14 protein-coding genes are annotated in these 13,935 nt (G+C 71.5%); 8 read left to right on the top strand and 6 right to left on the bottom strand.

Annotated elements, in window-relative coordinates; all coding sequences use genetic code 11:
* Positions 1-50 precede the first annotated feature (50 nt).
* The 3 genes from ABT147_RS04880 to ilvA form a co-directional block, all read right to left on the bottom strand.
* Positions 51-896, bottom strand: coding sequence for an ABC transporter permease (locus ABT147_RS04880; protein ID WP_351402739.1), 846 nt, complete (start codon positions 894-896; stop codon positions 51-53).
* Positions 893-1,909, bottom strand: coding sequence for an ATP-binding cassette domain-containing protein (locus tag ABT147_RS04885; protein ID WP_351402740.1), 1,017 nt, complete (start codon positions 1,907-1,909; stop codon positions 893-895). Before ABT147_RS04885 ends, ABT147_RS04880 begins: the two co-directional genes overlap by 4 nt.
* Before the next feature lie 124 nt (positions 1,910-2,033).
* Complete coding sequence (ilvA, locus tag ABT147_RS04890; RefSeq protein ID WP_351402741.1) at positions 2,034-3,263, bottom strand: threonine ammonia-lyase; 1,230 nt, start codon at positions 3,261-3,263, stop codon at positions 2,034-2,036.
* Between the two features lie 165 nt (positions 3,264-3,428).
* On the opposite strand from ilvA, the gene ABT147_RS04895 reads away from it, so the two are divergent.
* From ABT147_RS04895 to ABT147_RS04905, 3 genes are all read left to right on the top strand, one after another.
* Positions 3,429-3,923 (top strand): MarR family winged helix-turn-helix transcriptional regulator, encoded by a 495-nt coding sequence (locus tag ABT147_RS04895; RefSeq protein WP_351403007.1) that lies wholly within the window; start codon positions 3,429-3,431, stop codon positions 3,921-3,923.
* Between the two features lie 140 nt (positions 3,924-4,063).
* Entirely contained in the window at positions 4,064-4,555 is a 492-nt protein-coding gene (locus ABT147_RS04900) for a sigma factor-like helix-turn-helix DNA-binding protein (RefSeq protein WP_351402742.1), read from the top strand.
* Positions 4,552-4,800 carry a hypothetical protein gene (locus tag ABT147_RS04905; RefSeq protein ID WP_351402743.1) on the top strand — a complete coding sequence of 83 codons (249 nt, stop codon included), beginning with the start codon at positions 4,552-4,554 and terminating at the stop codon, positions 4,798-4,800. Before ABT147_RS04900 ends, ABT147_RS04905 begins: the two co-directional genes overlap by 4 nt.
* A gap of 28 nt (positions 4,801-4,828) precedes the next feature.
* On the opposite strand, the gene ABT147_RS04910 is transcribed toward ABT147_RS04905, so the two are convergent.
* Positions 4,829-5,983, bottom strand: a complete 1,155-nt coding sequence (locus ABT147_RS04910) for a cystathionine gamma-synthase (RefSeq protein ID WP_351402744.1) — start codon at positions 5,981-5,983, stop codon at positions 4,829-4,831.
* Between the two features lie 215 nt (positions 5,984-6,198).
* Between ABT147_RS04910 and ABT147_RS04915 the strand changes: the two genes are divergently transcribed.
* From ABT147_RS04915 to msrA, 4 genes are all read left to right on the top strand, one after another.
* Complete coding sequence (locus ABT147_RS04915) at positions 6,199-7,317, top strand: hypothetical protein (RefSeq protein ID WP_351402745.1); 1,119 nt, start codon at positions 6,199-6,201, stop codon at positions 7,315-7,317.
* A 265-nt stretch (positions 7,318-7,582) separates the two neighbouring features.
* Positions 7,583-9,223, top strand: a complete 1,641-nt coding sequence (locus tag ABT147_RS04920) for a M48 family metalloprotease (RefSeq protein WP_351402746.1) — start codon at positions 7,583-7,585, stop codon at positions 9,221-9,223.
* On the top strand, positions 9,220-10,317 hold the full coding sequence (locus ABT147_RS04925; RefSeq protein ID WP_351402747.1) for a hypothetical protein: 1,098 nt from the start codon (positions 9,220-9,222) through the stop codon (positions 10,315-10,317). The genes ABT147_RS04920 and ABT147_RS04925 overlap by 4 nt, the downstream gene beginning before the upstream one ends.
* Before the next feature lie 215 nt (positions 10,318-10,532).
* Positions 10,533-11,198, top strand: coding sequence for a peptide-methionine (S)-S-oxide reductase MsrA (msrA, locus tag ABT147_RS04930; RefSeq protein WP_351402748.1), 666 nt, complete (start codon positions 10,533-10,535; stop codon positions 11,196-11,198).
* A gap of 78 nt (positions 11,199-11,276) precedes the next feature.
* Here msrA and ABT147_RS04935 read toward each other — a convergent pair whose 3' ends face one another.
* Complete coding sequence (locus ABT147_RS04935; RefSeq protein ID WP_351402749.1) at positions 11,277-12,134, bottom strand: MBL fold metallo-hydrolase; 858 nt, start codon at positions 12,132-12,134, stop codon at positions 11,277-11,279.
* 199 nt (positions 12,135-12,333) lie between these two features.
* Positions 12,334-12,717, bottom strand: a complete 384-nt coding sequence (locus ABT147_RS04940) for a VOC family protein (RefSeq protein WP_351402750.1) — start codon at positions 12,715-12,717, stop codon at positions 12,334-12,336.
* Between the two features lie 130 nt (positions 12,718-12,847).
* Between ABT147_RS04940 and ABT147_RS04945 the strand changes: the two genes are divergently transcribed.
* On the top strand, positions 12,848-13,903 hold the full coding sequence (locus ABT147_RS04945; RefSeq protein ID WP_351402751.1) for an ABC transporter substrate-binding protein: 1,056 nt from the start codon (positions 12,848-12,850) through the stop codon (positions 13,901-13,903).
* The last annotated feature ends 32 nt before the right edge of the window (positions 13,904-13,935 follow it).

Consider the following 13,935-nt stretch of genomic DNA (forward strand, 5'->3'; position numbering starts at 1 on the left):
GGGCCACAGTCGTGTCCGGGGCCATGGTCACGCCCGGGCCCGGTCGGCGCTCATGCCGCCGCGGAGCGGTACTTCCGTACGGACAGGGTCCGGAATATCACGATGATCAGGACCGACCAGATCAGCGAGGCCCACACCGGGTGCTGCATGGGCCAGGCGTCCGACGGCGACACCCCCGGGTTGCCGAACAGCTCGCGGCAGGCCTGGACGGTGGCGCTGAACGGGTTCCAGTCGGCGACATGCTGCAACCAGGGCGTCATACGACTGGAGTCCACGAACGCGTTCGAGATGAACGTGACCGGGAAGAGCCAGATCAGCCCGCCGGAGGTGGCCGCCTCAGGGGTGCGCACCGAGAGGCCGATGAGCGCGCCGACCCAGGTGAACGCATACCCGAGCAGGAGCAGCAGACCGAAGGCGCCGAGCACCTCGCCGAAGCTGGTGTGGGTGCGCCAGCCGACGAGCAGGGCGACGACGGCCAGCACGGCGAGGGTGAGTGCCGTCTGGACCAGGTCCGCGAGGGTCCGTCCGGTGAGCACGGCGCCGCGTGCCATGGGCAGGGAGCGGAAGCGGTCGATGAGCCCCTTGTGCATGTCGTCGGCGATGCCCGCTCCGGCGCCGGCGGTGGCGAAGGTGACGGTCTGCGCGAAGATGCCGGCCATCAGGAACTCGCGGTAGACGGCGGGGTCCGTGGTGCCGCCGACGTTCATGGAGCCGCCGAAGACATAGCTGAACAGCACCACGAACATGACAGGTTGAATGAGCCCGAAAATTACCATTTCTGGAATTCGGGACATTCGAATCAAATTTCTCTTGGCGACGACCAGCGAGTCCCGGATGGACTGGGTGATCGGATTGCCGGGCGGCACGACCCGCACGGAGCCGGTGGCGATACTCACCTCGTGGTCTCCTTCCCGCGGCCGCGGCCCTGGGCGGCGGCTGTCCCGCCGCGCTCCTCGGTCTCGTCCTTCACTTCGGCGAGGTGTCCCGTCAGGGAGAGGAACACATCGTCCAGGGTCGGGCGGCGCAGCCCGATGTCGTCGATCTCGATGCCTCGGGTGTCCAGCTCGCGGATGACCTCGGCGAGGAGCTTGGCACCGCCGGTCACGGGCACGGTGAGCTGGCGGGTGTGCTCCTCGACGGTGGTCTCGCCCTTGCCGAAGCCGGTCAGGACCTCGACGGCGTCCGGGATGCGCTCGCGCTCGTGCACGACGACCTCGACGCGCTCGCCGCCGGTGCGGGCCTTGAGCTGGTCGGAGGTGCCCCGGGCGATGACCCGGCCGTGGTCGACCACGGCGATGTCGTGCGCGAGGTGGTCGGCCTCTTCGAGGTACTGGGTGGTGAGCAGCAGGGTCGTACCGCCGGAGACCAGCTGTTTGATCACTTCCCACAGCTGCTGGCGGTTGCGTGGATCGAGTCCGGTGGTCGGCTCGTCCATGAACATCACCGGCGGCGACACCACCAGCGCGGCCGCCAGGTCGAGCCGGCGGCGCATACCGCCGGAGTACGTCTTGGCGGGGCGGTCGGCGGCGTCGGCGAGGTGGAACTGGTCGAGCAGTTCGCCCGCGCGCACCTTCGCGTCCTTGGCCCGCATCTGGTAGAGCTGGCCGACCATCTGCAGGTTCTCCCGGCCCGTCAGATACTCGTCGACCGCGGCGAACTGGCCGGAGAGGCCGACCGAGCGCCGTACGGCGTCGGGGTCCTTCAGTACGTCGATGCCGGCCACGACGGCGCGGCCGCTGTCGGGCCGCAGCAGGGTCGTGAGACAGCGGACGGTGGTCGTCTTGCCCGCGCCGTTCGGCCCGAGCAGACCCAGGACGGTGCCCTCGGGGACGTCGAGGTCGACGCCGTCGAGGGCTCTTACGTCACCGAAGGTCTTGACCAGGCCTTCGGCATGGATGGCGCCTGGCATGTGGTTTCTCCACGTCTTTGGGGTTCTTCACAGCGAACACGAGACTCACCATAACGCGATGTATCGCGTCTCTCAATGGACTTTCCCGAACGAGTGACAAGCGACGGACGAAGGGGCGCCGACCTCAGTCGATGACGGTGTAACCCGCCTCGCGGAGCGCGTGGTTGACCTCGGCGCAGTGCTCCGGGCCCCTCGTCTCCAGGTGCAGCTCGACCTCCACCTCCGTGAGCCCGAGCCGGGGGTCGGTCCGTACGTGACTCACATCCAGGACGTTAGCGTCGACCACTGACAACACTCCCAGAAGCGTCGCGAGGGCGCCGGGGCGGTCGGTGAGACGGAGGCAGACCTGCAGGTAGCGGCCCCCGGCGGCCATGCCGTGCCGCAGGATGCGCTGCAGCAGCAGCGGGTCGACGTTGCCGCCGGAGAGCACCGCGACGACCGGGCCCTCGAAGGACTCCGGGTCGCGCAGCAGGGCCGCGACGGGGCTGGCGCCGGCCGGTTCCACGACCAGCTTGGCCCGCTCCAGGCAGAGCAGCAGGGCGCTGGAGAGGTTGTACTCCGAGACCGTACGGACCTCGTCCACCAGGTCGGCGACGATCCCGAACGGTACGTCGCCCGGCCGTCCGACCTTGATGCCGTCGGCCATCGTCGCCGGGTTCTCGACGGCCACGGGCAGCCCGGCGGCCAGCGAGGGCGGGTACGCCGCCGCGCCCTCCGCCTGGACGCCGATCACGCGCACGTCCGGCCGCAGCGCCTTCACCGCGACCGCGATACCCGCCGCGAGCCCGCCGCCGCCGATCCCGACGACGATCGTGCGCACCTCGGGGCACTGGTCCAGGATCTCCAGGCCGACCGTGCCCTGACCCGCGATGATGTCAGGGTGGTCGAACGGGTGGATGAACACCGCGCCGGTCTCGGCCGCGTACTCCTGGGCGGCGGTCAGCGTCTCGTCGACCACCGTGCCGTGCAGGCGCACCTCGGCGCCGTACTCCTCGGTCGCGCTGATCTTCGGCAGGGGGGCGCCCTTCGGCATGAAGACCGTGGAGCGCACCCCGAGGAGGGAGGAGGCGAGGGCGACGCCCTGGGCGTGGTTCCCGGCGCTCGCGGCGACGACGCCGGCGGCGCGCTCCTCGGGCAGCAGGCCCGCGATACGTACGTACGCGCCGCGCAGCTTGAACGAACCCGTCCGCTGGAGGTTCTCGCACTTGAAATGCACCGGCGCGCCGACGAGCTGCGACAAATGCCTGCTGCCCTCCATGGCGGTGACACGTGAAATGCCCGTAAGCATCTTCTGCGCGCCTCGCACGTCGTCGAGCGTCACTCGCGGAAAGGAGTCAGCCGTGCTGTAGCTCATGACCACCAGTCTCGCAGTTCACAGGGGCTGAACGCGGGTGTGACCAAGGGGCGGGACCGTGTTTCAGCGGGGCCCGTACACCCCGCGCCCGGTCCGCGTACTCTGTCCCCCAACCCAGCGCCCCACGCATGAATTGAGCCTTTGGCCATGCCCACAACACCTGAAATGTCGATGGACATGACGACCGTCGGTGACAACGGTCTTCTCGACACGCTGCAGCACGAGGTCGCGGTGTTCGCACGCCGTGCCGAACAGACCCGGCTCGGCGGCGTCGGGCAGGTGCGCAACTCCATGGACCGTGCCGCGTATCTGCTGCTCAACCGCCTCGACAACGAAGGCCCGATGGGCGTCAAGGCGCTCGCGGCGAGCATGGGGATCGACTCCTCGACGGTGACCCGTCAGGTCGCGCCGCTCGTGGACACCGGACTCGTCAAGCGCACCTCGCACCCGGAGGACGGCCGCGCGGTGGTGCTGCAACTGTCGCCGCGCGGGCTGTCCCGCCTTGAGGAGGTACGTTCCTCCAGGCGCCAGCTGATGGCCGAACTCACCGAGGACTGGGCCCCCGAGGAGCGCGAGGCGTTCTGCTCCCTCCTCACCCGCTTCAACACGGCGCTCTCGACCCGGATGGCGGCGGCGCCGGAGGCACAGTCGTCCTCCTGACCCTTGACCGCGCCCCCGCTCCTGGCCTCAGATGAGACCGGGCCCCCGTCGTACACGGCGGACGCGGCCGTACGCGGCGGAGCGATCCGTGGGCGGCCGGGCCCCGTTCCCCTCAGGGTCGGCCTCAGGCGGGAGGCGTGGTGCGAGATCGGCAGATGGCCCAAGGTGCCCGCCGGGCCAGGGAGTTCGAGGCGTTCGTCGCGGGTGCGGCGGGGCGGCTGTTGCACACCGCCACCCTGTTCACGGCGGAACCGCCGGACGACAACCCGCGCGCGCGGCGGCTGCTGACCCATGCGCTCGCCCATACGTACGCCACCTGGGACCGGCTGCGCGGCGAGGACCCCTACGACCGGACGCGCCAGCAGCTGGCCCTCCGTTTCGCGCGCGGGGCCTGGCACCACCACGCCCTCTTCCGCCACCCGCCCGGCGGCACCCTGGGCGTCCTCAACCCGCAGGAGCGGCTGATCCTCGTCCTGCGGCTCTACGAGGGGGTCGCCGAGGAGCAGACGGCGGCGCTGCTCGGACTGCCCGTCGAACGCGTACGGACGGTCTGTCTGCGCGCGATGGCGACCGTCCTGCATCCCCCGCGCGAGGCGGCCGTCCCTAAGGCGGTGGAGGTGGCGCCGTCATGAGTCTGCGGGACCGCGAGGCGGCCGTACGGCGGATCCTGGAGCGCGGGCCGACACAGGTGCCGCCCGACCTGTGCGCGGCGGCGGTGCGGCGCGGCGGGCGCATGCTGCGGCGCCGGACGGCGGCCCGGCGGCTGATGTGGCTGGTGCTGACGGCCGCCGCGGTCGCGTTCTTCGTGTGGGCGCTGACCGCCCGCCCCTGGGTGGAGCCGCCGTCGACGACGACCCCACCGATGACGGGCTGGTGAGCGCCCGGCACGAGGCGTACGAGGGTGCCTAGCCCAGGGCCTGCTGGAGGTCCTCCAGGAGGTCGTCGACGTTCTCGATGCCCACGGAGAGGCGGACGAGGTCGGCGGGTACCTCCAGGGCCGAACCGGCGGCCGAGGCGTGTGTCATCCGGCCCGGGTGCTCGATCAGGGACTCGACGCCGCCCAGGGACTCGCCGAGGGTGAACACCTTGGCGCGGTTGCAGACCTCGACGGCCGCCTCCTCGCCGCCGGTGACCCGGAACGACACCATGCCGCCGAACGCCTTCATCTGCTTGGCGGCGACCTCGTGCCCGGGGTGCTCGGGCAGGCCCGGGTAGAGCACGCTCGACACGCGCGCGTGCCGGGTGAGCATGTCGGCGACCTTGGTGGCGTTCTCGCTGTGCCGGTCCATGCGGACGGCGAGCGTCTTGGTGCCGCGCAGCACCAGCCAGGAGTCGAAGGGCCCGGCGACCGCGCCCATCGCGTTCTGGTGGTACGCCAGTTCCTCGCCCAGCTCCTGGTCGCCGACGATCAGGGCGCCGCCGACGACGTCCGAGTGACCGCCCATGTACTTGGTGAGCGAGTGCACGACGACGTCCGCGCCGAGCGCGAGCGGCTGCTGGAGGTAGGGGGTGGCGAAGGTGTTGTCGACGACCAGCTTCGCGCCGGCCTCACGGGCGACCTGGGCGACGACCGGGATGTCCGTGATGCCGAGCAGCGGGTTGGAGGGGGTCTCCACCCAGACGACCTTCGTCTTCGGGGTGATGGCGGCCCGGACGGCGGTGGGGTCGCTGGTGTCGGCGACCGACCAGTCCACGCCCCATCGGGAGACGACCTTCGCGAAGAGGCGGAACGTGCCGCCGTAGGCGTCGTTGGGGATGACCACGTGGTCGCCCGGGCTGAGCAGGGTGCGCAGCAGGCAGTCCTCGGCGGCCAGCCCCGACGCGAACGCCAGGCCGCGGCGGCCGCCCTCCAGGGCGGCGAGGTTCTCCTCCAGCGCGGTGCGGGTGGGGTTGGCGCTGCGGCTGTACTCGTAGCCGCCGCGCAGGCCTCCTACGCCGTCCTGCTTGTAGGTCGAGACCTGGTAGATCGGCGGGACGACCGCGCCGGTGAGGGGATCCGCGGTGTTGCCCGCGTGGATCGCGAGGGTCTCGAAGTGTTGGCTGTGGTGGGTGTCGCTCATAGACGTCGAGCCTAAGCGGTCGGCTGGGTTGGGGGCGCCTTCTGGGGTGGGGGTGAGGGCGCTTCGGCGACTGCGGGTGCGTTGTGGCTGGTCGCGCGGTTCCTCGCGCCCCCTTCGGGGCGGAGCCCCGTTCGGCCGTGCTGCGGTCCCCGGAGTTGTCCACAGGCCGGCGACCGGGTTGGGCAATTGTCGGCGGCTTCTGGAACCCTTGTCGTATGGAGATTCTCTGGGTCCTGATGGCGATGCTCATGATCGGTTTTGTGGCGTGGCCGATCCTGGCGCGTCGGCGGGCCGGTATTCAGCAGGTGGAGGCGGGGCACCCGGACGCGGCGGACCCGGCGAACTACGGGTTCGTGCGGCAGGAGCTGCTGGACGTGCGGATGCCGGGGCCGGACCAGGATCTGCTGGACGTGCTGGACGTGGTGCAGCGTTCCCAGGACTACCGGGCGGCGAAGCAGTTGCTGGCCGGTACGGAGGCGGACGGCGAGGTCCGGTGGCAGCGGGTGCAGGCGTTCGCGGGCGCGGCGGCGCTGGAGCTGGCGCAGCGGCCGGGCGGGGTGGGCGAGACTCCGGGCGGGCAGTGGCTGCGGGTGTGGCGCGCGGAGGCGCCCAAGGACGCGGGCGGCGCGGCGGTGCACGCGGAGTTCCTGGTGCAGCAGGCGTGGCGGACGTCGACGCCGGGCACGGACGACTTCCGGATCATCATGGAAGAGGCCAGATCGGCGTGCGGCGACGCGGCGCTGCTGGCCCCCGGTGACCCGATCCCGTACATCATCGAGCTGTCGGCGGCGCGGGGGCTCGCGTACTCCCGTGAGGAGTTCGAGCAGCTCTGGCTGAAGATCCTGGACCGGGCCCCGGCCCACATGGGCGCCCACATCGCGGCCCTGCACTACTGGTGCGAGAAGTGGCACGGCTCGCGGGAGCTGGCGTACTCCTTCGCCGAGGCGGCGGCGGCCCGCGCGCCGCAGGGCTCGCTCCTCGCGGCCATGCCGCTCTTCGCGGTCTTCGAGCACCTGCCCGAGGTGAACCTGGTGCAGGGCTTCTACGAGAGCGAGGTCGTCACCAAGGCGGTGCACGGCGCCCTGTTCGCGGTGCACGCGGCGCGGCCCGACGACCCGATGCTGGCCCATGTCCGCCATCTGCTGATCTTCTTCCTGGTCCGCTCCGAGCGCTGGCCCGAGGCCATGAACCAGCTCGTCCACGTCGACGGCCACGTGGGCGCCCTCCCCTGGACCCTCACCTCCGACCCGGCCGCGGACTACGCGATATACCGGGCACTGGCGGTGGCGGGCTACGAGGCGAACGGCGGCAGCCCGGCGACGCTGATGCACTGAAGGCGCCCCGAAGGGGCGCGGGGCCGTATCCGATATGCGGCTCCGCCGCGTGGGCGCGACAAGCCACGACGGACCCGCAGCCGCCACACCCACCGCACGCCCCACCCCTCGGGTGCCCGGCCCCCAGGTAAGCCCTTGCGACCCCGCACACCCGTGCGAAATACTCCGCCCCTCACACCTTCTGGTCATGGACACGTCCGAGACTGCCCGATTTCACCGCTTAAACGATCGTTCGCGATCTTTCCCGTGGGGGGAACTCTGCCCAATGGGCGCGACCCTGCGCGCACTGCGCGCCCTCGTGCTGCTCGCCGGCTTCCATCTGCTCGGCGCGATCCTGCTGGCGGCGCTCGCCGGCGTCGACTACCTGCTCTATCTGCACGCCCCGTCCGGTGTCGCCGTCAAGCTGTACGTGGTCTCCGTACTGCTGGCGATCCCGCTGGTCCGCGGGCTGTTCATGCTGCGGACGCCCAAGGGCGAGGAGCCGCCCGGCCTGCCGGTGACGGAGGCCGACGAACCCGCGCTGTGGCGGACCGTGAGGGAACTGGCCGACGCGGTCGGCACCCGGCCGCCAGCCCGGATCGTCCTGACGGCCGACGTCAACGCCGCCGTCGCCGAGGACGCCCGGCTGCTCGGCCTGCTGGCCGGCCCGCGCCGCCTCTACCTCGGCGTACCGCTGCTCCAGGGCCTGACCGAGGCGCAGCTGCGCGCGGTCCTCGCCCATGAGCTGGGCCACTACTCGAACGCCGACACCCGGCTCGCCGCGATCACCGTGCGCGGCCGGGCCCAGGTGCTGCGCACCATCCGGCACTTCGAGGAGCGGGCCGACAAGAGCGCCGGTCGCGAGCGGGCCCGGCAGGAGAAGAAGAACGCCAAGGCCCTGGCCAGGGGGAAGAAGGCCAAGGAGATCGACACCCGGCACGTGGGCCTCACGTACCGCGCGTTGGCGAAGATCTACATCGGCTACGCCAAGCTGTACATCCGCGCCACGCTGGCCGGTTCGCGCCGCCAGGAGTACGCCGCCGACGACGCATCCGCCCGTATCGCCGGCCGGGACGCCACCGCGTCGGCGTTGCGCGAGATTCCGGCGCTGGACGCGGCGTACGACTTCTACATGAACAGCTACGCCACGCTCGGCGCCGAGGCCCGTCTGATGCCGCCGCGCGGCGAGTTCTTCGGCGGCTACGGACGGATGCTCTCCGCCCGTCAGCTCGAACTGGTCGGCCTGCGCGCCGATCTGCCCACCGAGCCGTCCTCTCCGTACGACTCGCACCCGCCCATCGCGCACCGCGTCGAGCGGATCGAGGCGCTGCCCGCCGACGGCCGCGCGGACGAGGCCAGGGGCGCGGCGCTCGGTCTGCTCGCCGACCCCGACCGGACCCTGACGGCGTTGGAGGACGCGGTCCTCACGGAGGACGTCCTGCGGTTCCGGCGCACCGGCGACTGGCAGGAGCTGCTCGACGGTTCGATGGTCGCGAAGTTCGCCTCCCTCGACACCCCGCTGCACCGGGCGCTGGCGATGTACACGAAGGACCACCCGTCGCTGGCCGCGCTGCTGAAGGTGATCGACGACGGTCAGCTGTGGCAGCTGGCGCGGCGGCTGCCGCTGTCGGACCAGGCGGCCGAGGCGAAGGGCCGGGCCTTCCGTGAGTTCACGCGGCCCGCGCTGGCCGACGGACTACAGCGCATGGCGCTGGCCGAGCTGAGCGCCCATGCCCGGCTGAGCTGCGACTTCTCCTGGTCGGAGCCGGTCGTGGTGCGGCTGCCGCCCGCGCCGGACGGCACCGAGGCCGACCTCGACGCCGCGGTCGAGGCAGCCGTCGCCGACCACCCCGACACGGGCCCGCTGCGCACGCTGCTGCCCGCACCCCAAGGCCCCGCCACCCGAGAAACGGACGCACCGCGATGACCGTACTGCTGTGGATACTGGCCGTCCTGGCGGTACCGACCCTGCTCTTCGGGCTCTGGATGGCCTGGGTCTTCCTCAAGGAGTTCTTCTCCCCCAGCGCCGACGTCGACCCGGATGCCGCCGAGGCGATGGGGCTGCTGCCCGCGGAGCGGCAGAACACCAAGCACGCGGGCCCGCTCCCGGCCGGCCAGGAGTCGGCGCTCGCCGCCGTGCGCGGCGGCGACTGGAAGGCGGCCGCCAAGCTGTTGCAGGACATCGGCCGGGACTGGGAGCGCCGTTCCGCGGCCGCGTATCTGCTGGCCGAGATCGCGGCGCAGGAGGACGACTGGCTGCTCGCCTGGGAGGCCGACCGTCCCGACGACCCGGACGCGGCCGTCGTACGGGCCCGCAGCACCGTGATCCTGGCGTGGGAGCTGCGCGGCGCGAAGAAGGCCAAGTACACGACCGGTGAGCAGTTCGTGGGCTTCCACCGGATGCTGGAACGTTCCCGCGAGGAGATCGGGCGGGCGGCGGCGCTCAACCCGGACGACCCGACGCCGTACATCACCGAGATCTGGGTGGCGCTCGGGCTCGGCTACCCGAACTCCGAGATGGACAAGCTGTGGGCGGAGATCACCGCCCGGGCGCCGTACCACTACGAGGCCCACTTCTCGGCGCTGCAGTACTGGTGCGCGAAGTGGCGTGGCTCGGAGCAGCTGGCGACGGAGTTCGCCGAGCGCGCGGCGGCGCAGGCACCACTGGGCAGCCTGCTCACCGCGTTCCCGCTCATCGCGCACTTCGAGCACGACACGTCGGACGACAACGACATCGACCGTACGCCGAGGATGATCGGCCGGGTGGACGCCGGCCTCGCGGACGCCGCCGCTGCCGACCCGACGCACCCGCGCCTGCCCGAACTGCGGCACCTCCTCGCGTACTACCTCTCCCTCCAGGACCGCGACGACGCCGCGCTCGAACAGTTCAGGCTGGTCGACGGGTACGTCAACGCCCTGCCGTGGCGCTACCAGGGCGACGACGAGGCGATGGCCGCGCACTACTGCCGTATCCGGAACTCGTCGGCGCAGGCCGTGGCGGCGGCGTCCTCGACGGACTGAGCGCACGGCGGCCGGCAGGACCCGGGCGTTCGGCAGGACCCAGGGGTTCGGGTTCGGCAGGACCCAGGGGCTCGGGTTCGGCAGGACCCAGGGGCTCGGCAGGACCCGGGAACGCGGGCGGCACTAGGAATGCGGGCGGTACCTGGAACGTTCTCCAGGTACCGCCCGCTCGTTCCGAGCCACGGAACGCTCAGCCCCTAGGAGTAGGAGCCCCGATGCTCTTCGGCCGCACGCCCCAGCTGCCCACCCCCGAGCAGGCTCTGCGTGGCCGCGCCGAGCCGCCGTTCACCGTGCCCGACCGCCACACCGTCCTCGGCACCCCGCTCGTCGGCCCCTACCCCGAGCACCTGGAAACCGCCGACTTCGGCCTCGGCTGCTTCTGGGGCGCCGAGCGGAAGTTCTGGCAGCTCCCGGCGGGTGTGTGGACGACCCTCGTCGGCTACCAGGGCGGCTCCACGGAGAACCCCACCTACGAAGAGGTCTGCTCCGGCCTCACCGGCCACACCGAGGCGGTCCGCGTCGTCTACGACCCCGCCCTCATCTCCTACGAGCGCCTCCTCCAGGTCTTCTGGGAGTCCCACAACCCCACCCAGGGCTACCGCCAGGGCAACGACGTCGGCACCCAGTACCGCTCCGCCGTCTACACCCACACCCCGGCCCAGGCCGCCGCGGCCGAAGCCTCCCGCGAGGCCTACCAGAAGGTCCTCACCGCCGCCGGCCACGGCGACATCACCACGGAGATCCTCCCGGCGGAGGGCCGCACGTTCTACCCGGCCGAGGCCTACCACCAGCAGTACCTGGACAAGAACCCGGCGGGCTACTGCGGCATCGGCGGCACGGGGGTGTCCTGCCCGATCGGGGTGGCGAAGGCGGAGGGCTGAGCACTACGGCGGAGGGCTGACTTCCGCGCCCCTTCAGTGAGCCGCGCGGCCCACACCGTGCAGTGCCCCCGCGCCCCCTCAACGGCCGTGACCGCCGTCCCCGTGTCCGCCGCCCTCCGGCTCGAACCCCGCGAGCAGCTGTTCCAGCGCCGCCTGGTCCGGGCCCGTGAAGGGTGGGGCGTCGGGGGCGGTGGCGAGGGTGTCGAGGAGGGAGCCGGTGATGCCGGCGGCCGGGGGGAGGTGGGTGGAGAGGACGAGGTCGGGCTTGCGGTCCTTCAAGGGCTGGAAGGTCGCCAGGTATTTGTCCATGTCGACCGTGCTGACCCAGGGGCTGTCCACCGTGGCCCACAGGAGCTGGGCGGCGCGCAGGTCGTCGATGGCCACGTCGCGGACGTCGTCGGCCCGGGCCAGTTCGGCCGTGGGGAGCGGCGCGCCGAAGCAGTCGGAGCTGAAGCAGACGCCGGAGTGGTCGTCGAAGAAGCCGACGGTGGCGGGGTTGTCGAACAGGGGCGGGCGGAAGCCGGTCAGGGTGCGGTCGCCGATGTTCATCGTCTCGCCGGGGTTCAGGAGATGGCAGCGGTCGAGGGGCAGCGGGCGTTCGCAGGAGAGGATGCCCGCGCCGACGAAGGTCGTCACGACACGTGCCCCGGGCGCCGCCGCCAGCAGGTCGAAGATGCCGCCCGTGTGGTCGCGGTCGGGGTGGGTGAGCCAGATCCAGCGCACGTCCGCCGGGTCCAGCACCGTGGCGAGCGTCTCGACGAAGTTCCGGTCGGGCAGGCCGAGGCCGGTGTCGACGACCACCGGCTGGGCGGCCAGCAGGACGAAGGCGTTCACCGGGAGGTGCCCGAGCCCCGGGACCTCCAGACTGTCGGCGAGCACGCTGATGTCCGGGCGCAGTCTGTGGACGGTGCCCGGTCGGGTCTTTTGAAGAGGCATGTCGCTCCCACCTCCGAGGCCCCCGGATGGTGATCGCGCCGCGACCGCCCGCCTCTCCCCCGCTCCCGCCCCTGTTCCGTTCCCCGCCCCCTCCATGGTCCGGCCGGTCCGCCGCCCCCGCATCCGGGCGGCTCGGGGCACACGGCCCACGGGCACGGCCCATGGGTACGGCTCGCGGGCACGGCTCGCGGGCTCGCGATCAGCCCCCGCTTCCGTACGGCCGGGTGATGATCTCCAGGTTGTGGCCGTTCGGGTCGTCGAAGTAGGTGCCCCGGCCGCCGTCGTTGTGGTTGATCTCCATGGTCCGGCGGTGGAAGGGGTCGGCCCAGTAGGTGAGGCCGGCCGCCTCGACACGGGCGAAGATCTCGTCGAACTCGTCCTCCGTGACCAGGAAGGCGTAGTGCTGGGGCGTGATGGGGTCGGGGGAGTCGATGTAGTCGAGGGTCACGCCGTTGGGGATCTGGACGGGGATGAACGGGCCGTACGGCGGGCTCACCTCCAGCCCCAGGATGTCGGCCAGGAACCGGGCCGAGGCCTGCTTGTCATGGGCGGCGACGATCGTGTGGTTCAACGCGACGGGCATCGCGGACACCTCCGTACGACTTCGACGACCGGCCCTTTCCACGCTACTCGGGCCCGTGGTGTCACCCCACAGAAACGAAGGTTAAGGTAAGCCTTGCCTTAGCAAATGATCAGGATGTCGGGGTAGTTCGGTGCGTACGTGGGGTTCGAAGGCCGTGCTGGCCGTGGTCGTGGCCGGTGGACTCGTCGCCGGGTGTTCCTCCGGTGGTGGGGGTACGGCGGAGGGCGGTGCCGGGGCCGACGGGTCGCGCAGTCAGGTCCGGGGCGCCACTGCGGGGCCGTCCGCCGCGCCGAGCGACCTGGCGAAGGGGATGGGCTCGGACGAGGACACGGACGGGACGTTCCCGAGGAGCGTCACGCACTTCCAGGGCACGACCGCGATCAAGAGCGAGCCGAAACGGATCGCCGTGCTCAGCACGGGCCAGCTCGACGACCTGCTGTCGCTCGGCCTCGTCCCCGCGGCCGCCACGCGCGGTGACAACGCGGGACTCGTACCCGACTACCTCGCGGACGCCTTCCCGAAGCGGAAGGCGGAGCTGGCGGACATGACGGACGCCGGTACGCGCCAGGCGCCCAACCTGGAGACGCTCGCCACCGCGAAGCCCGACCTCATCCTCGCCAACGACTCGCTCGGCGACCTCTACCCCAAGCTGTCGAAGATCGCGCCGACCGTCATCACCGCCGGCAACGGGGTCAACTGGAAGCGCGACCTGCTGCTCGTCGGCGACGCCGTCGGCAAGGGGCGGCAGGCGCGGAAGCTGCTCACCGACATCGTCGGAGAGGCGAAGGAGAAGGGCGCGGAGCTGGGCGGCGACGGCACCGAGGTGTCGATGGTGCGGTTCACCCCGGACCGGACGCGGATGTTCGGCGTCTCCTCCTTCACCGGGTCCCTCGCCGTCGACATGGGGCTCGGGCGGCCGAAGTCGCAGCGGTTCGACGCCATCTCGGAGGACATCGGCGCGGAGAGCGTCGACACCGCCGACGGGGACTGGATCTTCTACTCCGTGCAGGGCGACCCCGCCGAGACCGACGCCGCGAGCGTGCTCGCCGGGCCCCTGTGGAAGTCGATGAAGGCCGTCGAGTCCGGCCACGCCGTCGAGGTCGACGACGACCCCTGGTACCTCAACGCCGGCCCCACCGCCGCCGGCCTCGTCATCGAGCAGCTCGCCGAGACCATCGGCAAGTGAGTGGTACGGGGGTGGGCGTGGAGGTGGGAGCA

The organism is Streptomyces sp. NPDC001868 (genome assembly GCF_040297125.1).
GTDB lineage: Bacteria > Actinomycetota > Actinomycetes > Streptomycetales > Streptomycetaceae > Streptomyces.